We start from the raw sequence: 19768 nt of genomic DNA on the forward strand, positions 1-19768 counted from the left end.
GCGGCCGTCAGCGGCGCGCGGACGCCGCGTCGATGGCCTCCTTCGCCGCCTTCAGGCCGAAGCCGGTGCGCTCGCGGTAGACCTTGATGGCCTGGATCTTCTTGCCGGCCTTGACGTACTGCATCACCTCGGGCATCTGCCGCGGGTCCGTGGCCGGCAGGGGGTGGGTGAGGCCGAGGCAGCTCAGGATCGTGTCGAGCTTCGACTCGATCGAGGCCAGCCGCCGGGAGAGTTCCGCATCGTCCATGGGTTCCATGCCCAGCACCCTAGCGGCCGTCGTCGGACGTCCGCCCGCCGGGCGGCGCCGGAGTGGGACGAGGGCACCGGCAGCGCCGGCGTTAGGCCCTCGACGGCACCCCGGCCGGCACGACCCCGGCGGCCCGAGGGGCGAGTGTCAGCTCCTCGGGACGGCGAGCTCGAAATCCCGCAGGTCGGGCTGGGCCGGGTCGGACTCGAAGGCCCCGGTCCGCTCGAAGCCGACCTTGCGGTACAGCGCCTCCGCGCGGGAGTTGTCCTGGTGCACATAGAGGCGTACCCGCTCCACCCGGGGCTCGGGCAGCGCCCAGGACCAGGCGAGGGCGGCCCGGACGAGGTCCTCGGCGATGCCGGTGCCGCGGGCCTCGGGCCGGACGAAGACCCCCACGACGTGCGTCTGCGCCGCATCCGGAGCCGGTCCGAACACGGCCTGTTCACCCGGTCGTTCGACGAGCACGGAGACGGTGCCGAGCCACCGGCCGTCCGCCGCCTCCGCGACGAACTGCCGGGCCGAGATGCCTGCCGCAGCGCCCGCCACCCGGTCCTGCCAGAAGTCGTCGGGCCTGGCGGCGGCCTGCTCGGCCGTCTCGATGAAGGCCAGGTGCGCGAGCGGATCGCGCAGCGCGGCCAGCCGGATCTCCTTGGCCTTGGGCCAGTCCTCGTCCCGTACGGCTCTGATGATGTGCTCCATACGATGATCCTCGCACCCGCCACGGTGCGGCCCGCAACCTGATTACCGCTGGCCGCCAGGGCGGCCGGGGGGCGGCCGCCGCCGCAGGCCCGGGGGTGTGCCGTGGGGGAGAGCCCCGGCCGTTGCGAAGGATGTGATGCCACTCACCCCGTAGGGCGGGCGCGCGGCCGGGCGACGCAGGACCGTGGTGCGACACTGCCGGACGCCGTGCCCCGGTCGACCGTCCACCGGGCCTGCCGTGCCTGCCGGTTGGGGCCGACCGGTGGCTACGGCCCGGCCTCGGCACCGCGTCGGGCAGCATCCTGACGCATCGTCACCGAAGGCCGGATGCCAAGTTCTGCGAACCGTTCGCGGTGAATCCGCGAAGGTTGCGAAGACGCGGCCCGGCGGTGCCTCGCTATGCTGCCGGACAGCGCATCGGGGAGCCGTGGGCGGGGCCGCCCCGGGGCTCCGGGTGGAACGGGGGCGGTTGTCGTTGGGAAGGACCTTCGCCGGGGCGCGGCTGCGGCGACTTCGGGAGGAACGCGGGCTCAGCCAGGCCGCGCTGGCCCGCCTGATCGGGCTGTCGCCGAGCTACCTCAACCAACTGGAGCACGACGCCAGGCCGTTGACCGTCCCCGTGCTGCTGAGGCTCACCGAGACCTTCGGCGTGGACGCCGGCTACTTCGCCCCGCCGGACACCGCACGGCTCACCGCCGAACTGCGCGAGTCCCTGGGCGAGGAACTGGCCGCGGGTCGGCTCACCCCCGGTGACCTGGACGACCTCGCCGCCCGGCTGCCCGCCGTCGCGGACGTGCTGCTCGATGTCAACCGCCGTCGGCGCTCCACCGCCGAGCAGCTCGCGGTGCTGGCCGAGGACCGGGGCGCCTTCCCTGCCCCGGTCGACGCCCGCACCCCGCACGAGGAGGTCCGCGAGTTCTTCTACCGGCGGCAGAACTACGTCGCCGAACTCGACCACCCGGCAGAGGAGTTGGCGGCGGGTATCGGCCTGAGGCGCGGCGAGGTCCGGACCGCGCTGGCCGAACGGCTGTCCTCGCGGCACGGCGTGCGGGTGTCGACCGGCGACCCCGGCAGCGGCCCGGGCGGCGCGGCGGCGGACGACCCGGGGGACGACCGGCTGCACCGCTACCACCCCGCAGCCCGGGAGCTGCGGCTCTCCGCACGGCTGCGCCCCGGCCAGCAGGCCTTCCGGATGGCCGTCCAGCTCGGCTACCTGGAGCACGACGCGCTGCTGTCCGAACTCGCCGCCCGGGACAGCCGTCAGGACTCCACCGCCCGCTCGCTCACCCGGATCGGACTGGCCAACTACTTCGCCGCCGCCCTGGTCCTGCCGTACCGGGTGTTCCACGCGCAGGCCGAGGCGACCCGGTACGACATCGAGCGCCTCGCCGACCACTTCGGCGTCGGCTACGAGACCGTCTGCCACCGCCTGAGCACCCTGCAGCGACCCGGGCTGCGCGGGGTGCCGTTCTCCTTCGTCCGGGTCGACCGGGCCGGGAACGTCTCCAAGCGGCAGTCCGCCACCGGCTTCCACTTCTCCCGGACCGGCGGCACCTGCCCGCTGTGGAACGTCTACGAGGCCTTCGCCGCCCCGGGCCGGGTGCACGTCCAGGTGGCCGCCATGCCGGACGGACAGCGCTACCTGTGGACCGCCCGTGCCGTCACCCGCTCCCCGGGCGGCTGGGGCCGGCCCGGCAAGACCTTCGCCATCGGCCTCGGCTGCGAACTGCGGCACGCCGCACGGCTGGTGTACTCCGCCGGGCTCGACCTCGCCGACGAGTCGGCGGCCACCCCGATCGGCCTCGGCTGCAAGGTCTGCGAACGCCCGGCCTGCCCCCAGCGGGCCGCGCCGCAGCTCGGCCGCCCGCTGCTGGTCGACGAGCACGCCGGTACCTTCGTCCCGTACCCGGTCCATCCGGAGGCGGGGCGCTGACGGGCGGCCGCCCGGGTTCGCCCGGGTTTGAGCGGGGGAGCACCGTCCGGCCGGCCCTTGCGGCCGGCGGGCCCGCCGGGTGGCCCGCCCGCAGTGCGTCGGGGGCGGGCCGTGCGGGGCGGTGGGTCAGCCGCCGTAGACGTCCTCCACGTACCGGCCCTGCGCGATCAGGTTCTGCAGCCAGTCGTGGGCGCCCGTGTGGTCGGCGCCGGGGGTGCGCTCCAGGTACAGCGTCCGGAACGCGTCGCGGACGCCGGGTGCCATCCGGGCGCCGTCGCCGCAGACGTAGACCTGGGCACCGGCGTTCAACAGGTCCCAGACCCGGTCGGCGTCGGCGGCGACGCGGTCCTGCACGAAGCGCCGTCCCTCGACGGGGGCCGCGCTGAAGGCGGGACGCATCGAGACCGCCCCGGCCCGCTCGGCTTCCCGCAGTTCGGCGGAGTACAGGTAGTCGGCGCCGGGAGCGTCGCAGCCGAAGTAGCAGAGGGCCGGGGCGAGTCGGGAGCTGCCGGCCGCGTCCGCCAGACGGGCGCGGCGGTCGGCGATGGCGCCGCGGAAGGGGGCCAGCCCGGTTCCTGCGGCGATCATGATCACCGGGGTGTCGGCGTCGTGGTCGATCCGGAAGGCTTCGCGGCACGGCTGGACGCGGGCCAGCACGGTGTCGCCGGGCCGCACGGTGCTCAGGTAGTTGGAGCCGGTGCCGCGGTAGTCGCCGAGGCCGGAGCGCGCCGGAGCCCGGAGCACCGAGACCATGAGGTCGACGTGGTGCGGGTCGGTGGCCGGGGAGGACGACACCGAGTAGTGCCGGGGCCTGATCGACGGCAGCAGGTCCAGCAGGACGGGCCAGGTCAGGGCGGTGCGCAGGGCCGGGTGGTCCTCGATCACATCCAGCAGGCCGCGGTGGTCGGCGCGCAGCGCCCCGGCGTCCCCGGCGAGGGCGCGCAGGGCGGCCTGTTCGGGCGGGCAGGGGTTGAGGGCCGCCAGGGTGTTCAGCTGGTCGGGGGTCGGACGGTCCTGCAGTTCGACGTGGTGGGTGAGCAGCTCGCGGACGGTCAGCGGCCGGTCGACGGCGAGACCGTCGCGGCGCGGGCGGCCGGGGACGATGCTGAGGACGGTGTCGAGGTCGGCGGCCAGCACCCGGGCGGCCCGTTCGACCAGGGCGGGGTCGTTGGCGGGGAGCACGGTGAGATGGTCCCCGGTACGGTAGGCCGTCCCCTCGGGCAGCGCGAGGCGGACCAGGCGCTTGACCCGCGGATGGTCCGGGTGGGTGAGGGCGCCGGTCTCGGTGACGGTCATCGCCGTCAGGCCGTGCCGGGCGGCCAGGGCGTCGAGCGGGTGGCCGCCGACCTCGGTGACGGTGTATCCGGGGCCCGCCGGCTCGGGCCGGACCGGGGCACCCGCGGTGGCCGGGTCGCCGTACTGCGTCAGCAGCGCGGCGCGCAGCGCGGCGGTGAAGGCTCTGACGCCGCCCGCCAGGTCGCCGGAGGCGTCGGCCTCGGCCCGGTCCAGCAGGCGGGTGGCGCCGAGCGCGGCGAGCCGCTCGTCGATGAGGGCGGGGACGCGCTGGTAGGTGGCCGACCAGTTGCGGTCGCCGACGCCGAGGACGGCGTAGCGGACGCCCCGCGCGGCGCCGGGCCCGGCCGTCTCCAGCCACCGGACGAAGGCGGCGGCGTCGTCGGTCGGCTGCCCGTTGTACGAGGCGGCGGTGATGACGACGGGCCGGTCGGTGGGCAGCGCGGCGCGGTGGGCGTCGAGCGGGGCGGAGGCGGTTTCGCATCCCAACTCGGCTGCGGTGTCGGCGAGTCGGGCGGAGAACTCGCGGCAGGTGCCGTAGTTGGAGCCGTGCAGCAGCAGCAGGCCGGTGCCCTGCCGGACGCGGGTGGGCAGCGCGGCGGCCTCGTTCGGTGCGGTTTCACCCGGTGTGCCGTCGGCCGGTGCGGGGCCGGCGGGCAGGGCGGTGCGGCTCGCGGCGCGGTCGGCGGGGCTGCGCGGAACCAGGGTGAGGGTGAACCCGTCCGGCTTGATGGTCAGCGACTGCTTCAGCGTCAGCCGGTAGTCGGCGTGGTCGATCAGCCGGTACCGGTGGACGATCATGCCGAGCAGCATGGTGGCCTCGTGCAGGGCGAACTGGCGGCCGATGCAGGCGCGTTCACCGGTGCCGAACGGCTTGAAGGCGTGCGGGGAACGGGCCGCCTCCGCCTCCGGGGTGAACCGGGACGGGTCGAACAGTTCGGGGTTGTCGCCCCAGGCGGGGTCGCGGTGCAGCATCGTGGTCATCACGGCGACGGTCTGCCCGGCCCGCAACGGGATGCGGCCGCCCAGCACGGTGTCCTGCCGCGCCTGGCGCCCGAACCCGGGAGCGGCCGGCCACAGCCGCAGGGTCTCGTTCAGCACCTGCCGGGTGTGTCGCAGGCGGCCGATGTCCTCGAACGCGGGCTCCGGATCGTTGCCTACGCCCCAGACCCGGTCCACCTCGCACTGCACCTGGTGCAGCACGGTCGGGTGCTTGACCAGGTGGTGCAGGGCGAACGCCAGGGTGCCGGAGGTGGTCTCGTGCCCGGCGATCAGGAAGGTGATCACCTGGTTGCGGACGTTCTCCAGGTCCAGGGTGGTGCCGTCGCCGGGGTGGGCCGCGCTGAGCATCAGGCCGAGCAGATCCTGTGCCCGGCCTTCGACGGCCCCGGTGGCGGTGCGGGCGGCGATCACCTCGTCGACCACCGAGCTGAGGTAGGCCGCGTCGGCCCGCATCGCCGCGTCGCGCCCGCTCTGGTCGAGGCCGGGGGCACGGCCGAGCCGGGTCATCGCCCACTCCAGGCAGCGCACCATCGCGCTGACGAAGGGGTGCGGCCGGTCGCGGTCGAACGAGCCGAAGTCGAACCCGAAGCCGGCCAGCCCGATGGTGTCCAGGGTCATCCGGGTCATGTCCTCGGACACGTCCACGGGAGCCCCGGTCGCGGCCCGGCGGTCCCAGGAGTCCAGCAGCCGGCGGGCGACCGTCAGCATCACCGGGTGGTAGGTGCCCATGGATCCCAGGGCGAAGGCCGGCATCAGGATGTCGTGCGCCTTGGCCCAGTTCGGCTCGTCGTTGTAGGCGGTGAACAGGCCGTCGCCGGTGAACTCCCTGACGTTCACGAGCGCAGGGCCGACCGCCTTGGTGAACCGTTGCTCGTCGGCCAGCTCGGTGACCAGGTCCAGACTGCTGACGAACAGGGTGTCGCGGCCGTGCAGGCGTTGCACGAAGGCCGGACCGTGGCGCCGGGCCAGTTCCATGTGCCGCAGTACCGGCGTGTTGGTCGGGCCATCGGCGGAGATGTCGACGACGGGAACACCGAGGTCGGGGGAGTCGACGACGGGAGTGCCGAGGTCGGGGGAGTCGACGACGGGAGTGCCGAGGTCGGGGGCGCCGGTGACGGGGTCGCCGTCGCCGCTGCCGGTCCGCAGGGGGAGCAGGGTCTCGGTCATGGGTGGACCGCCCTCCGAAGTCAGGGATTCCGGACTACCGCCGCCACGGTGCGGGCGACTGCCTCCACCCTGGCGCAGCAGGGGTTCCACGTGGTCCACTCGTCCTACACGATCGTGTAGTGACCTCCGGAGTGTCGGGCTTGTGGTGCCCGGCTTCGCGGGTGTAGCGACCCGGAGTCGTACGGCGGCGGGCAGTAGCAGCAGGCAGTGGCACCTGACAGGGACGACGGGCCGGATCGGCGAGCGGTGGGGACGGGCAGGGAGGCGGCATGAATCAGGGCGCGGGCCCCCAGGGACAGGAGCCGGACGACGGGGCCACGACACCGGCTCGCGACCCGGCGGTCGTCTGGCGGAACTGGGCGCTGCTCCTGTTCGACCACCTGCCGGTGCCGACCGCGCTGTGCGACGCCTACGGCACCGTCCTGCTGGCGAACCCCGCGATGGCCGCGGAGTGGGGCACTCTGCCCGGCCGCCTGGCCGGGCGCAACGCCCTGGACCTGTTCCGTCCGGACGCCCCGACCCGACTCCACCCGATCGCCGAGGCGGTACGACTGCGCCGCCGATCGCGCTATCCGATCGAGGTGTCCTGGTCCACCGGTACGGGCGTCGAGCGGCACGGCGAGCTGACGGTCGACCTGGTCAGCGAGGCGCCGGACGCCCTGCCGCACCTGCTCCTGCTGCTGCGGGTCCTGGACGAACCCGACCCGCCCGCTCCCGCCACCGGCGCGCCGACCCGGGTGAGCCCCGTGGAGGCGCGGATCCTCGCCCTGGCCGCGGGCGGCTCCACCACCGCGCAGATCGCCACGGCCGTGGGCCTGACCGTCGACGGGGTCAACTACCACCTGGGACGGCTCTCCCGGCGCTGGGGAACGGCGAACCGGACGGCACTGGTCGCACACGCCTATGTGACGGGTGTGCTCGCGCCCGGCGTCTGGCCGCCGGAACCCGCCGCCGGTACGTCCGCCGCCGGGACATCTGCCGCCGGTACGTCCGCCGCCGGGGCTCCCGGCGGCGGGGCATCCTGCGGCGCGGCGCCCGACACCGGCGCGGGCGGCGTCAGCGGTCGGTGAGCAGCGGCGGGACCGCCGGCACCTCCGGGGCCCGGTCGAGGTCCGCCCGGGTCGGCCGGAACCCGGCGGGGTACGCCTAGGGTCGGGTGGAGGGCCCGGCAGCCGAGGACGGGACGGATCTCCAGCTCGGGAAGTCCGGCCGGCCGCTCCGGCAGGCGCACTCCGAAGACTGCACCGGCGGCGCCGGTCACTCCCAGGAGCAGCCGCACCCTGCCCCCGTCATCGGTCCACAGCGTACGGCCGGGGTCCTTGGCGCGCTCCTACGGTCGTGAGCGAGGTGGAGGTCCACTGACGGGCAGAGGAGCCGGAGCGTGGTGTGATGGCGCGTCAGTAGTGCAGTTCGGCCAGCTCGGTGGCCATCCTGCGGCGGAAGGTGGGGATGCTGCCGAGCGCCCGCAGCGCGGTGTCGCGGACGGCGCGCGGTGCGGCGCCCCGGAGGGTGGCCATCCGGGTGATCCGGTCGGTGAGGGCGACCACCTGGCGGGCGACCGGCCGGCGGGTGGCCTCGTAGGCGTCCAGCCGTGAGTCCGGTGCGCCGCCCCCGAGGACCTCGGTGAGAGCCCGGCCGAGTGCGACGGCGTCCTGGATTCCGGTGTTCATGCCCTGGCCGCCGGCCGGGCTGTGGACGTGGGCGGCGTCGCCGGCGAGCAGCAGGCGGCCCGCGCGGTAGCGGTCGGCGACCCGGTGGTGCACCCGGAACCGGGAGCTCCAGCGGACCTCCGCCACCCGGGCGCCGGTGGGCCACCGGGTGTCCAGCAGGCGCTGGACGTAGGCCGCGTCGGGCTCGGCCGGCGCCTCGTCGACGACGGCGACCACCCGGAACCGCTCGCCCGTCCGCCGGTCCCCGCCCCGGCCGTCCGGCAGCGGTGCGACGAAGACCAGCCCGGCGGGGTCGAGCAGCAGCCCGGCCTGCGCGCGGCCGAGCGGCCAGGACATCCGGATGTCGGCGAGGACGAAGGACTGTCGGTAGGTGCCGCCGGTGAATCCGATCCCGGCCTGCTCCCGGACGGTGCTGTGCATGCCGTCGGTGCCCACGACGTACCGGGCGCGGATCCGGGCCGGGGTGCCGTCCGGGCCCTGGACGGTGACGTCGACGCCGTCGCCGTCCTGGTCCAGCCCGGTGACCCGGTACGGGCGGCGGACGGTGCCGCCGAGTTCGCGCAGGCGGGTCGCCAGGATCTCCTCGGAGTCGTTCTGGGGGAGCATCAGGATGTACGGGTGGGCGGTCGGCAGGCCGGCGAAGGAGAGCTCGACCAGGGGCCGGCGGGGGCCGTGCAGTGCGAAGCCCTTCAGGGCCAGGCCGCGCGAGACGAGCCGCTCGGTGACCCCGAACTCCTCCAGTACCTCAAGGGTGCGGGCGTGCAGCATCGAGGCGCGCGAGGTGTTGGCGCCCTCGGCCTGCCGGTCCAGCAGGACGAAGTCGACCTGCTGGTCAGCCAGCGCGACGGCCAGTGCGAGACCGGCCGGGCCGGCACCGACGATCACCACGTCGGTCGACTCGGGAAGTGCGTTCACGGGTGCTGCCTCCATCCACTGCACGGGTCGGCGGAGGGTCCGCCAACCCTGCTTCGGTCAACGCTTGTTGGCAACGCTATTCCGTGACGGACAGTCAGTCAACAAGTGTTGGCCAACACTTGTTGGCTATGCTGGTGGCATGACTTCGAACAGCCTGGACGCCCCCCGCCGGTCGGATGCCCCCCGCCGGTCGGACACGACCCGCGCCGCGATCCTCGCCGCCGCCCGCGTCCGCTTCGCCACCGACGGCTACCAGCGCGCCACCATCCGGGCCATCGCCGCGAGCGCCGGGATCGACCCCTCGATGGTGATCCGCTACTTCGGCAGCAAGGAGCAGCTCTTCGCCGCGGCCACCGACCTCGACCTGAGGCTGCCCGACCTCGCCGCCGTCCCGGCCGAGGAGTTGCCGGCCGTACTCGTCCGGCACTTCCTGGACCGCTGGGAGGGCGACCCGGCCGACGACGGCCTGCTGATGCTGCTGCGCTCGGCCGTCACCACCGAACAGGCCGCGGAGCAGCTGCGCGACATCCTCGCCCGCCAGGTCGCCCCCGCGCTCGCGACCGCGATCGGCGCCGAACGTGCCGCCGCCTGCGGCGGGTTGGTGTCCGCGCAACTGCTCGGCCTCGCCCTGTGCCGGCATCTGCTGCGGCTACCGGGGGTCGCGGCGATGACCCGGGAGGCGCTCGTCGAACGCTTCGCCCCCGCCGTCCGTGCGGTGCTGTTCCCTCCGGAGGCCGCGCGCTGACGCACCGGCCCCCGAGCGGTCGGGGCACCCCGGACGTGATCCGGTCCGGCGCCGCCGCAGCATCGGCGGCGCCGGCACCGCCGGCTCGCGGCGCTGCCGCTCCCGGCCCCCACGGTCGCACGGCTCCACGGCCGCACGGCCGCACGGCCGCACGGCCGCGCACCCGCCGCGGCGCGCCGTCTTCCCGGGTGCGGTGGAGCGCGCAGCGGCCGGTCAGCCGGAGCCGTGCTCGCGGATGGCCCGGCGGAGGAGTTCGGCGAGGTGGATCGCCCGGCGGCCGTCGGCGAGTTGGGCGATCTGGGTGCGGCAGCTGAAGCCGTCGGCGAGCAGCACGGTGTCGGGCGCGGCCGCCCGTACGGCGGGGAGCAGGACGCGTTCGGCGGCCGCGACGGAGACCTCGTAGTGACCGCGCTCGAAGCCGAAGTTCCCGGCCAGGCCGCAGCAGCCGGAGTCCGGGACCTGGTTGGCGAGGCCGATCCGGGCCTCGATCCGGCGGTCGGCGGCCGTGCCGAGGACGGCGTGCTGGTGGCAGTGCACCTGGGTCAGGCCGTGCACCTGCGGGCCCGTCAGACGGGGGAGCCCGACCCCGGTCCCGTCCAGGAACTCGGCGAGCGTGCGGACCCGTCCGGGGACGTCACCGGCCGCCGGGCCGAGCAGTCTGGGCAGTTCCTCGCGCAGCGCCGCCGTGCAGCTGGGCTCCAGGCCGACCACGGGCAGGCCGGACGGGAGGGCGCGCAGGCTGCGCCGCAGCACCCGGCGGGCGACGTCGATCTGGCCGGTGGAGATCCAGGTGAGCCCGCAGCAGACCGGCCCCTGTGGGAGCCGGACCGCGAAGCCGAGGTGCTCCAGGACCTCGACGGCCGCCTTGGCGGGTTCGGGCTCCAGCAGGTTGCTGAAGGTGTCCGGCCAGAGCAGGACCGGGGTGGCGCCGCGCCGGGTGCGGCGCTCGCGGTGGCGGAACCACTGCTCGAAGGTCTCACCCGGCAGGCCGGGCAGCCGGCGCCGAGGGTCGATGCCGCCGAGCCGCTTGAGGGCGGCGGCCGTCCGGGGCGAGCCGAGCAGGCGGTTGGCCAGCGCGGGTGCGAGCCCGGCGACGCGCAGGGTGAGCGGCAGCCAGCCCATAGAGTAGTGCGAGGCGGGGCGCAGCCGGCGGCGGTAGTGCTGGTGCAGGAACTCCGTCCGGTAGGTCGCCAGGTCGACCTGGACCGGGCAGTCGGCGGCGCAGCCCTTGCAGCCCAGACAGAGGTCGAGCGCCTCCCTGACCTCCTCCGAGCGCCAGCCGTCGGTCACCACGCCGCCCTCCTCGGCGCCGCGCAGCATCTCGGCGAGCAGCCGCGCCCGGCCCCGGGTGGAGTGCCGCTCCTCCTCGGTGACCATGTAGCTCGGGCACATCACGCCGCTCCTGGTGTCCACGCACCTGGCCACGCCGACGCAGCGGTGGACGGCCTTCAGCAGACTGCCGCCGTCCTTCTCGTAGGGGAGGGCGAGCGGCAGGTCGCGGCCGGTGAAGCGCAGGTCGGCGTCGAGCGGGCGCGGGTCGACCAAGACCCCGGGGTTGAGCAGCAGTTCGGGATCCCAGACCCGTTTGACCTGCCCGAACAGGTCGACGACCTCGGCCGGGTACATCCGGGACAGCAGCTCCGAGCGGGCCTGCCCGTCGCCGTGCTCGCCGGAGAGCGAACCGCCGTGCGCCACCACCAGGTCGGCCGCCTCCGTCATGAACACCCGGAACTCCGGCAGCCGGTGGGGCTCGGTGAGCGGAAAGTCCAGCCGCATGTGGATGCAGCCCTCGCCGAAGTGCCCGTAGGGGACGCCGCGCAGACCGTGCCGCCGGAGCAGGGCGCGCAGGTCGCGCAGGTACCCGCCGAGCCGCTCGACCGGGACCGCCGAGTCCTCCCACCCCGGCCAGGCCTCGGTGCCGTCGGGCAGCCGGGTGACGATCCCGGCCCCCGCCTCCCGGACGCCCCAGAGCTGGCGCTGCTCGCCCGGGTCGACCACCACGGCGACCGCGGCGGACCGCTCGCGGCGTACGGCGTGGGCCAACTCCCGTGCCGCGTCGAGGGCTTCGGCTCCGGTCGCGCCGCCGGTCTCCAGGAACAGCCAGCACTCGCCCTCGGGCAGCCGGTCCAGCGCGGGCGGCCGGGGCCCGGCGGCGAGCAGTGCGGCGATCAGGTCGGCGGCCATGCCCTCGACGGTGAGCGGCCGCAGCGGCAGCAGGGCGGGTACGGCGTCGGCGGCCGCCGTCTCGTCCGGGTAGCCGGCGATGACCAGTGCGCGGACGGCGGGAGCCCGGACCAGCCGTACGGTGGCGCCGAGCAGCAGGGCCCAGCTGCCCTCGCTGCCGGTGAAGGCGCGGGCGACGTCGTAGCCGCGCTCGGGCAGCAGGGCGTCGAGGGCGTAGCCCGAGGTGCGCCGGGGCAGGTCGGGCATGCCCTGGCGGAGTGCGGGCAGGTTGGCGGCGGTGAGGTCCTGCAGGGCCCGGTGCAGTGCGCCCTCGCGGCCGGGGCGTTCGCGCAGCCGGGCGCGTTCGGCTGGTGGCAGTGGTCCGGTGACGGTGAGTTCGGTTCCGTCGGCGAGCAGCAGGTCGAGGGCGTGCAGGTTGTCGGCGGTCCGTCCCCAGGCGACCGAGTGGGCGCCGCAGGAGTCGTTGCCGATCATGCCGCCGATCGTGCAGCGGCTGTGGGTGGACGGATCGGGGCCGAAGCGCAGCCCGTACCGGAGGGCCGCCGTCTGGAGGTCGTCCAGTACGGCGCCCGGCTCGACCCGGGCGGTGCGGGCGTCCGGGTCGACGGCGAGCACCCGGTTGAGGTACCGCCGGAAGTCCAGGACCACCGCTCCCGGTCCGATCGCCTGGCCGCCGATGCTGGTGCCCGCACCGCGCGGCACCACCGGGACGCCGTACTCGCGGCAGAGCGCCAGCGTGGCCCGGACGTCGTCGGTGTCGGCGGGTTTGACCACCCCCAGCGGGAGCTGGCGGTAGTTGGAGGCGTCGTGGCTGTAGACCGTGCGCTCGGCGGCGCCGAACCGCACGTCCCCGCGGACGGCGGCGTCGAGCGCACGGGCGAGCCCGTGGGGGGCAGGAGTGGTCGCCATACCGCGATCATCGCAGCGGCGGCCCCGAACGGGCAGGGGGCACCCCGGCACACCGCTGACTTGCCGTCATCTGGGAGCCTGTGCGCATGAGTGATCAACTTGGCGTCACGCCCGGCCCCTTCCTCGGCCATCTGCCGATCGGCGAGCCGACCACCCCGCCCGAGGGCTCCATCGTCGGCTGGGAGATCTTCCCGTTCGAGGGCGACCTCAAGGTGAAGGCACTCGACCGGCCGGAACTGCCCGAACCGGCCCGCGAGGGCGAGAGCGGCCCCGACGACTGCGAGCAGTGCGCCCGCCCCGACGAGAGCTTCCTGTGGACGGACAGCCACTGGCGGCTGAGCGGCCGCAACGGCCCGACCGCCGTGCCCTCGATGCTGCTGCTGATGCCCCGCGCCCATCACGACCTCGCCGACCTGCCGCCCGAGCGGGCCGCCGAGATCGGCTCGATGCTCCAGCGGGTGGAGCGGGCCGTGATGTCGCTCGGCGGGATCGGCCGGGTGCACGTCTACAAGTGGGGCGACGGCTCCGCCCACCTGCACATCTGGCTGGTGGCCAGGCCCGAGGGGCTGATGCAGTTGCGCGGTTCCTGCCTGCCGCTCTGGGAGAACGTGCTGCCCAAGCTCCCCGAGGCCGACTGGCGCGAGGCCAACCGCCGGATCGCCGCGGCGATGGCGGCGGACGGCGGCACGGCACGCGTCTGACCCGAGCCGTGCGGGCGTGCGGCCGTGGAGTACGCCCTCGACTCGCCGGCCGGGTGTGCCACAGCCGCAGCGCGGTTTCGTCGCCGCCCCGGAGCGGCACCACCCGCCGACGGCAGGCGGCGACCCTTGACGGCGTCGGCGCGGACGGCCCCGTGCACGGCCCCGCGCCCACCCGCTCGGTGGTCCGGCCGCCCGATGCCCCCGTGGGGCGGCCGGAACCGAGGTGGACGGGCGCGGCGGGCGTCAGGAGCGGCCTACGGCGTTGCGGGCGATCTGGGAGAGCTTGGCCACCTCGAAGGCTGCGTAGGCGCCGCTCGCCAGCAGGGAGAACTTGATGCCCTCGCGCCCGTCCGGGCGGCGGAAGTCGGTGGGGAGGTACGAGCGGTAGTACTCGTTGGCGCGGTGGAAGAACTGCGGGCGCTCGGCGCGCGGAACGCAGCCGCCGAGGTCGAAGACGAACAGGAAGTTGCGGATCATCCGGGTGAAGAGGAACGGTCGCGCGGCGGTGAACTCCTGGTGCTCGTCGAGGAGTTCGAAGCTGCGGCCGTACTGGTCGAAGATGTCGAAGTGGCTGCTGCCGGGCGAGCCGGTCGGGTGCACGGTGTGCCGGCGGCGGATGCGCACGCACTCCTGATCCAGGACCGCGACCCGCCGGGCGGCGAGCAGCGACTCGTGGACCACCGGGATCTCCTCGTAGTGGCCGTCGGGGAAGGACGGAACCCCGTCCCGGCGGAGCAGGCGGTCCCAGATCAGCGGGGGCGCGCCGAAGATCTCGGGGCGCTCCTGCGGCGCGAAGGCCTCGGACCCGGCCGAGGCCAGGATCCTGGCCGCACCGCCGGGCCAGACCCGGTCCCGGTGCTCGCGCGAGTGCCCGAACAGCAGGACGTCCACCTCGCCGGTCTCCGCCAGGCGGTCGGCCATCGCCTGGATCGCCTCGGGCTCCACCACGTGGTCGCTGTCCAGGAAGAGCAGGTACTCGCCCTTGGCGTGCGCCGCCCCTGCGTTGCGGCTGCGTCCGACGCCGACGGCGGCGTCCAGCCGCAGCACGCTCACTCGGGAGTCGCGCATCTCGTACGCCTCGGTGAGGCGCTCGGGGGCGTCCGGGGAGCGGTCCACGACCAGAACGACCTCGAAGTCGCGGAAGGACTGCGCGAGGAGCGAGTCCAGGCAGTCCTTCAGCTGTTTCTGTTGGTCGTAGGCGGGCAGCACGACGGAGATCAGTGGGGAGGGCATGGGCGGGAGGCTAAAGGCGTGTACACGTCCGAGCAAGGGTCAAAATGACCTCGAACCCGGCCAATACCGGTCATATCACGGCGGGTGTGCGCGATATCTTCACCAGGCTGCCACGGAGAACTGCGAACCTGAGAGCCCGTCAGCGGCGTCCGCGCGCCCGCGCGGGGAGATACGGGGAGACAGGTGGAGGCCGGACGGGGTCGTCCCTTCCGGTCGGAGGCCGGGGAGTCCCGCGCACCCTCCCGAAGGCGGGGCCCGCCGGGGCTGCGGTGCGCGGGACGGGTGGATCAGTGGGCCTGGACCGGTACGCGTGGCTCAGTACGCGTGGTGGACCTGCCAGAAGGACCAGGCGCCACAGGGGCTGCCGTAGACCTCGTTCATGTAGCCCAGGCCCCACTTGATCTGGGTGGCCGGGTTGGTCCGCCAGTCGGCGCCCGCCGAGGCCATCTTGGACGCGGGCAGGGCCTGGACCAGGCCGTACGCGCCCGAGCTCGGGTTGGTGGCGGTGACGTTCCAGCTGCTCTCGCGGGTCACGATGTTGGTGAAGCACTGGAGCTGGCTCGCCGGGACGATCTGGGCGGCGATCTGCTGCGGGGTGCCGGAGTAGCCGGTGCTCAGGCTGCTGCGCTGCTCCGAGCGCGAGGCGGCGTCGGCCTTGGCCTGGGCGTCCGCCCGTGCCTTCGCGTCGGCCTGTGCCTGTGCCTGTGCCTGCGCCTGGGCGTCGGCCTGCGCCTTCGCGTCCGCGTCGGCCTTCGCCTGGGCGTCCGCCTGCGCCTTCGCGTCCGCGTCGGCCTGTGCCTTCGCGTCGGCCGCCGCCTTGGCCTGGGCGTCCGTCTGGGCCTTGGCCTGGGCCTCGGCGAGCTGCTGGGCCTCGGCGGACCCGGTGGTGGCGGCGGTCGGTGCGGTGGCGGTCGGCGCGGTGGCCGAGGCGGTCGAGGTGTCCTGCGGCAGGGCGAGAGCGATGGTGGCGGAGCCCGCGACGGCGAAGGTGGCGACGCCGGTGATGATGGCGTTGCGGCGGTTCTTGGTGAGCTGCGAGAGCTGCGGGAGCTTCGGGAGCTGCATGGAGGAACTGACCTCTTCCGTCGGTGGAGCCGTGCGCGGGCACACGGGTGTCGCGAAGCGTGCTCGGGGGGAGAACAGCCCGCGTGCCGTGTCGGACGGCCTCGCACCCGGCCGGAGGGCGGGGTGGGCGGGACGGCGTGGCGGATCGGCTCGGGGAGCCGGACCGGCGGCGCCGCGTTGCGACCGGGACATTCTTTGCAGAGGCTTCCGGCCGTTTCAATGCGCGCTCGTACTACCGACGGTCGTAGGACGGCAGAACGCCCGGCCGAGGGCCGGGCGCGAGTGTCCGATATGCCCGCTACGGCCGCCGGTGAAACCTGGAAGTCGTGACGGTCCGTGATTGCAGCTCTGACCAGGGGCGTTCCCGGAGCCGGGGCGACGGGCCGGGGCCTGGAGGGGGCGGCGGAGCGGCCTGCCGCCGGCGCGACGACTATCGGGAGCAGTAGACGCCGGAACGGGTGTGGGCGGCCTCACAGCCGCCGCGCCGCCGCGCTGGCGCAGCGTGAACGGCCGGGTGCGGATCGTGGGGCGGGTGCCTGCTCGTGCGGCTGGTCGTGACGGCATCGCGGATCCCGACGGTCACCGTGCCCGTCGACAGTGGACCCGCCATGCCGTCGCCGTCGCCGTCGCCGTCGCTGACGTCGGCGAAGTGCGCGAAGGTCCCTGATGCCGGCAGGACCGCCGACGCGGTGCAGCCGGCCGCCGCGTCGGCCGGGGGCCGCGCCCCGGCGGGTGACCGTCCGTCAGTCCGACTTCCGTTCGGATGAGCGACGAGGACGCGGTGGATACCCTGTCGGGTCGTCAGGCCGGGCCGTGGTCAGCCTCGTTGGACGCAGTCCGGACGGCGTGTGCTCCGATACTGGGCCGGTGACTCATGTGCTGTCGATCGGGATCCTCGCCCTCGCGGTGCTCGGCGGGGCCGGGCTGGTGCAGTGGTACCTCTGGCGCAGGCTGGTCCGGGACGTCTCCGCGCCCGGTGGCCGGTACCGCAGGGCGGGGACGGTCCTGGCCGTGCTGTTGCCGCTGCTCAGCCTCGGCGCGCTGGTCGGTGGCCAGGCGCTGCCGCTGGCCGCCGAGCGGTGGCTGGCCTGGCCCGGGTACCTCTGGCTGGCCGTGATGCTGTACCTGACGCTCGCGGTGCTGGCGGGTGAGCTCGTACGGCCGCTGCTGCGGCGCAGGTGGCGGCGGCCCGGCCGGGGCGCCGGGCAGTCCCGGCCGACGGCGGGGCCGACGGCTGGGGCCCCGGGGAAAGACGGTCCGCAGGTGGTGGGGGACACGGGGAAGGCGGCGGCGCGGGCCGTACCGGACCCCGCGCGGCGGCTCTTCGTCGCGCGGACGGTCGCGATCGGTGCGGGCGGGGCGGCGGTGGCGGTCGTCGGAGCCGGCACGTACGGGGTCCTGCGCGGGCCGGGGGTGAAGCGGGTCACCGTACCGCTGGCGAAGCTGCCCCGGCGGGCGCACGGGTACCGGATCGCGGTGGTGAGCGACATCCACCTCGGCCCGATCCTCGGCCGGGCCAGCACCGAGCGCATCGTGGACACCGTCAACCGAGTGCAGCCCGACCTGATCGCGATCGTCGGCGACCTGGTCGACGGCACCGTGCCCGACCTCGGACCGGCCGCCGAACCGCTCGCCCGGCTGCGGGCGCGCGACGGGGCCTTCTTCGTGACCGGCAACCACGAGTACTACTCGGGCGCCGCGCCCTGGGTCGAGTTCGTCCGCAGGCTCGGTGTCCGTCCGCTGGAGAACGCCCGGGTGGAGCTGCCCTGGTTCGACCTCGCCGGGGTCAACGACATCGCGGGCACCGCGGAGGGCGAGGGGCCCGACTACGGGCGGGCGCTCGGCGACCGCGACCGCACCCGGACCGCTGTCCTGCTCGCCCACCAGCCGGTGGCCGTCCACGAGGCGGTGCGCCGGGGCGTCGACCTCCAGCTCTCCGGGCACACCCACGGTGGCCAGCTCTGGCCCGGCAACCACCTCGCCGCGCTGGTCAACCCGACGGTCGCCGGGCTGGAGCGCTACGGCGACACCCAGCTCTACGTCACCCGGGGTGCGGGCGCCTGGGGGCCGCCGGTCCGGGTCGGCGCGCCCTCGGACATCACCGTCGTCACGCTGGCGTCGCTCCGGGCCTGAACCCGTGCGCGTGCTCCCCGCCCGCCCGTCCGTCCGTCCGCCCGTCCGCCGCCCGCTCGCCCGAAAGCGCGGCTCGCCGGCCTGCGGCACGCCGACGGGGGCCCGAGGGCGCAGGCTGGAAGGGGATGGGTGAGCGGAACGGAGGTCGGGCCCGTGTACTTCACCGATCGACGGGATGCCGGTCGGCAGCTGGCCGCCCGGCTGGAGCAGTTGCGCGGCCAGGACGTCGTGGTGGTCGGCCTGCCGCGCGGGGGCGTGCCGGTGGCGGCCGAGGTCGCCGAGGCCCTGGGGGTGCCGCTGGACATCTGCGTGATCAGGAAGCTGGGTGCACCGTTCCAGCCCGAACTCGGGCTCGGCGCGATCGGCGAGGGCGGCGTACGGGTGCTCAACCGGGAGGTGATGCGGCTCGCCGGGGTCTCGGAACAGCAGCTTGCGCCGGTCGAGGAGCGCGAGCGTGCCGAGCTCGCCCGTCGGGTGGCCCGTTACCGGGACGGCCGCCCCGGTGTCGCCCTCACCGGGCGGACGGTGGTGGTGGTCGACGACGGCGTGGCCACCGGGTCCTCCGCGCGGGCCGCGTGCCAGATCGTCCGGCACCTGGGCGCGGCGCGGGTGGTGCTCGCGGTGCCGGTGGCGCCGAGGGACTGGGTGTCCCGGCTGGGCGAGGACGCCGACGAGCTGGTGTGCGTCCGTACGCCGCTGTCGTTCTACGCGATCGGGCAGTTCTACCAGGACTTCGATCAGACCTCGGACCAGGAGGTGGCGGTCTGCCTCGACCACGCGGCCCGGCGGATGGCGGCCGCAGCCGGTGCGGCTGAGCCGGGCGACGACGAGGACCATCCGGACCGGGGGCCGGACGGGACAGCGGGCACCCCGGCCGCCGAGGGCGAGCCGGGGGGCCGGGGCGCCCCGGGCAGCGGCGAGGGCGGATCGGACGGGGACCCCCGAGGTGCCCACCGCGGCCTGTTCGGACGGGGGTTCCGCCGGAGTCCGGGCGGACGGGCGGCCGACCTCGCCGTTGCCCGGGAGGTCGAGCTCCCGGTGGGCGGCGGCCGGTCGGGCGGCACGCTGACGCTGCCGGCCGACGGCGCGGCGGGCGTGGTGCTGTTCGCGCACGGCAGCGGCAGCAGCCGGCACAGCCCGCGCAACCGCTTCGTCGCCGAGCGGCTGAACCGGGCCGGACTGGCGACACTGCTGTTCGACCTGCTCACCGAGGCCGAGGCCGCCGACCGGACCAGGGTGTTCGACATCGCGCTGCTCGCCGAGCGCCTGGGCGAGGCCACCCGTCGGCTGCGGGAGCAGCCGACGGCGGGACGGCTGCCGATCGGGTACTTCGGGGCCAGTACCGGAGCGGCCGCCGCGCTGTACGCCGCGGCCGAGCCCGGGGCGTCGGTCGGCGCGGTGGTCTCCCGGGGCGGACGGCCCGACCTGGCCGCCGGGCGGCTGCCCGAGGTGACGGCTCCCACGCTGTTCATCGTCGGCGGCGACGACCACCCGGTGCTGGAGCTGAACCGGCAGGCGCAGGAGCGGTTGCGCTGCGAGAGCCGGTTGTCCGTGGTCCCCGGCGCGACCCATCTCTTCGAGGAGCCGGGCACCCTGGCCGTCGCGGCCGACCTGGCCGCCGACTGGTTCGCCGAACACCTGACGGCGGCGGACGAGGAGGACGAGGAGCAGTAGGGCCCTTCCTCGGACTCCCGTCCGCCGGGCGGACGGCGGGGCACGCCGCTCGTCGCGTTGCCGTCCCTCGCCGACGGCCCCCGGCCGTCGGCCGGGAGGTGCCCCCACCACATGGAATCTCCCCGGCCTGCGGCCGGGAGGCGCCCCCGTCCGCCGCCTCGCGGTGCACGCACCCCGACGCCGCCCGGGCCGCCCGCC

The 19768-nt window shown here is 75.0% G+C and carries 13 protein-coding genes; 6 read left to right on the forward strand and 7 right to left on the reverse strand.

Annotation, left to right across the window (positions count from 1 at the left end):
• Positions 1-7: 7 nt before the first annotated feature.
• Positions 8-256: a ribosomal protein L7/L12 gene (locus ACFC1R_RS13695; RefSeq protein WP_375937662.1), complete on the reverse strand. Its 249-nt coding sequence runs from the start codon at positions 254-256 to the stop codon at positions 8-10.
• A 138-nt stretch (positions 257-394) separates the two neighbouring features.
• Complete coding sequence (locus tag ACFC1R_RS13700; protein ID WP_375937665.1) at positions 395-946, reverse strand: GNAT family N-acetyltransferase; 552 nt, start codon at positions 944-946, stop codon at positions 395-397.
• A gap of 475 nt (positions 947-1421) precedes the next feature.
• Here ACFC1R_RS13700 and ACFC1R_RS13705 point away from each other — a divergent pair, with 475 nt between their 5' ends.
• Positions 1422-2879 (forward strand): short-chain fatty acyl-CoA regulator family protein, encoded by a 1458-nt coding sequence (locus tag ACFC1R_RS13705; RefSeq protein WP_375937803.1) that lies wholly within the window; start codon positions 1422-1424, stop codon positions 2877-2879.
• Positions 2880-3005: 126 nt separating this feature from the next.
• On the opposite strand, the gene ACFC1R_RS13710 is transcribed toward ACFC1R_RS13705, so the two are convergent.
• Positions 3006-6341 carry a bifunctional cytochrome P450/NADPH--P450 reductase gene (locus tag ACFC1R_RS13710; RefSeq protein ID WP_375937668.1) on the reverse strand — a complete coding sequence of 1112 codons (3336 nt, stop codon included), beginning with the start codon at positions 6339-6341 and terminating at the stop codon, positions 3006-3008.
• 269 nt (positions 6342-6610) lie between these two features.
• On the opposite strand from ACFC1R_RS13710, the gene ACFC1R_RS13715 reads away from it, so the two are divergent.
• Positions 6611-7411 (forward strand): helix-turn-helix transcriptional regulator, encoded by an 801-nt coding sequence (locus ACFC1R_RS13715; RefSeq protein ID WP_375937671.1) that lies wholly within the window; start codon positions 6611-6613, stop codon positions 7409-7411.
• A 327-nt stretch (positions 7412-7738) separates the two neighbouring features.
• Here ACFC1R_RS13715 and ACFC1R_RS13720 read toward each other — a convergent pair whose 3' ends face one another.
• Positions 7739-8926: an FAD-dependent monooxygenase gene (locus ACFC1R_RS13720; protein ID WP_375937673.1), complete on the reverse strand. Its 1188-nt coding sequence runs from the start codon at positions 8924-8926 to the stop codon at positions 7739-7741.
• Positions 8927-9065: 139 nt separating this feature from the next.
• Between ACFC1R_RS13720 and ACFC1R_RS13725 the strand changes: the two genes are divergently transcribed.
• On the forward strand, positions 9066-9671 hold the full coding sequence (locus tag ACFC1R_RS13725; protein ID WP_375937676.1) for a TetR family transcriptional regulator: 606 nt from the start codon (positions 9066-9068) through the stop codon (positions 9669-9671).
• Between the two features lie 213 nt (positions 9672-9884).
• Here ACFC1R_RS13725 and ACFC1R_RS13730 read toward each other — a convergent pair whose 3' ends face one another.
• Positions 9885-12764 (reverse strand): FAD-binding and (Fe-S)-binding domain-containing protein, encoded by a 2880-nt coding sequence (locus ACFC1R_RS13730; protein WP_375937679.1) that lies wholly within the window; start codon positions 12762-12764, stop codon positions 9885-9887.
• Positions 12765-12850: 86 nt separating this feature from the next.
• Between ACFC1R_RS13730 and ACFC1R_RS13735 the strand changes: the two genes are divergently transcribed.
• Positions 12851-13465 carry an HIT family protein gene (locus tag ACFC1R_RS13735; protein ID WP_375937682.1) on the forward strand — a complete coding sequence of 205 codons (615 nt, stop codon included), beginning with the start codon at positions 12851-12853 and terminating at the stop codon, positions 13463-13465.
• A gap of 243 nt (positions 13466-13708) precedes the next feature.
• Here ACFC1R_RS13735 and ACFC1R_RS13740 read toward each other — a convergent pair whose 3' ends face one another.
• Both ACFC1R_RS13740 and ACFC1R_RS13745 read right to left on the reverse strand, forming a co-directional pair.
• Positions 13709-14698: a glycosyltransferase family 2 protein gene (locus ACFC1R_RS13740; RefSeq protein ID WP_375937685.1), complete on the reverse strand. Its 990-nt coding sequence runs from the start codon at positions 14696-14698 to the stop codon at positions 13709-13711.
• A 315-nt stretch (positions 14699-15013) separates the two neighbouring features.
• The gene (locus ACFC1R_RS13745; protein WP_375937688.1) at positions 15014-15763 is read right to left on the reverse strand and encodes a transglycosylase SLT domain-containing protein; all 750 of its coding nucleotides are present in this window, start codon (positions 15761-15763) and stop codon (positions 15014-15016) included.
• 876 nt (positions 15764-16639) lie between these two features.
• Between ACFC1R_RS13745 and ACFC1R_RS13750 the strand changes: the two genes are divergently transcribed.
• Positions 16640-17896 carry a metallophosphoesterase gene (locus ACFC1R_RS13750; RefSeq protein ID WP_375937806.1) on the forward strand — a complete coding sequence of 419 codons (1257 nt, stop codon included), beginning with the start codon at positions 16640-16642 and terminating at the stop codon, positions 17894-17896.
• A 153-nt stretch (positions 17897-18049) separates the two neighbouring features.
• Positions 18050-19570, forward strand: coding sequence for a phosphoribosyltransferase family protein (locus ACFC1R_RS13755; protein WP_375937809.1), 1521 nt, complete (start codon positions 18050-18052; stop codon positions 19568-19570).
• The last annotated feature ends 198 nt before the right edge of the window (positions 19571-19768 follow it).

This window comes from Kitasatospora sp. NPDC056138 (genome assembly GCF_042264695.1).
Taxonomy (GTDB): domain Bacteria; phylum Actinomycetota; class Actinomycetes; order Streptomycetales; family Streptomycetaceae; genus Kitasatospora.

Excerpts from the sequence above, each read along its gene's own strand:
- ACFC1R_RS13695 (WP_375937662.1), bottom strand. The coding sequence starts at position 256 with ATGGAACCCATGGACGATGCGGAACTCTCCCGGCGGCTGGCCTCGATC.
- ACFC1R_RS13700 (WP_375937665.1), bottom strand. The coding sequence starts at position 946 with ATGGAGCACATCATCAGAGCCGTACGGGACGAGGACTGGCCCAAGGCC.
- ACFC1R_RS13710 (WP_375937668.1), bottom strand. The coding sequence starts at position 6,341 with ATGACCGAGACCCTGCTCCCCCTGCGGACCGGCAGCGGCGACGGCGAC.
- ACFC1R_RS13715 (WP_375937671.1), top strand. The coding sequence starts at position 6,611 with ATGAATCAGGGCGCGGGCCCCCAGGGACAGGAGCCGGACGACGGGGCC.
- ACFC1R_RS13725 (WP_375937676.1), top strand. The coding sequence starts at position 9,066 with ATGACTTCGAACAGCCTGGACGCCCCCCGCCGGTCGGATGCCCCCCGC.
- ACFC1R_RS13730 (WP_375937679.1), bottom strand. The coding sequence starts at position 12,764 with ATGGCGACCACTCCTGCCCCCCACGGGCTCGCCCGTGCGCTCGACGCC.
- ACFC1R_RS13735 (WP_375937682.1), top strand. The coding sequence starts at position 12,851 with ATGAGTGATCAACTTGGCGTCACGCCCGGCCCCTTCCTCGGCCATCTG.
- ACFC1R_RS13740 (WP_375937685.1), bottom strand. The coding sequence starts at position 14,698 with ATGCCCTCCCCACTGATCTCCGTCGTGCTGCCCGCCTACGACCAACAG.
- ACFC1R_RS13745 (WP_375937688.1), bottom strand. The coding sequence starts at position 15,763 with ATGCAGCTCCCGAAGCTCCCGCAGCTCTCGCAGCTCACCAAGAACCGC.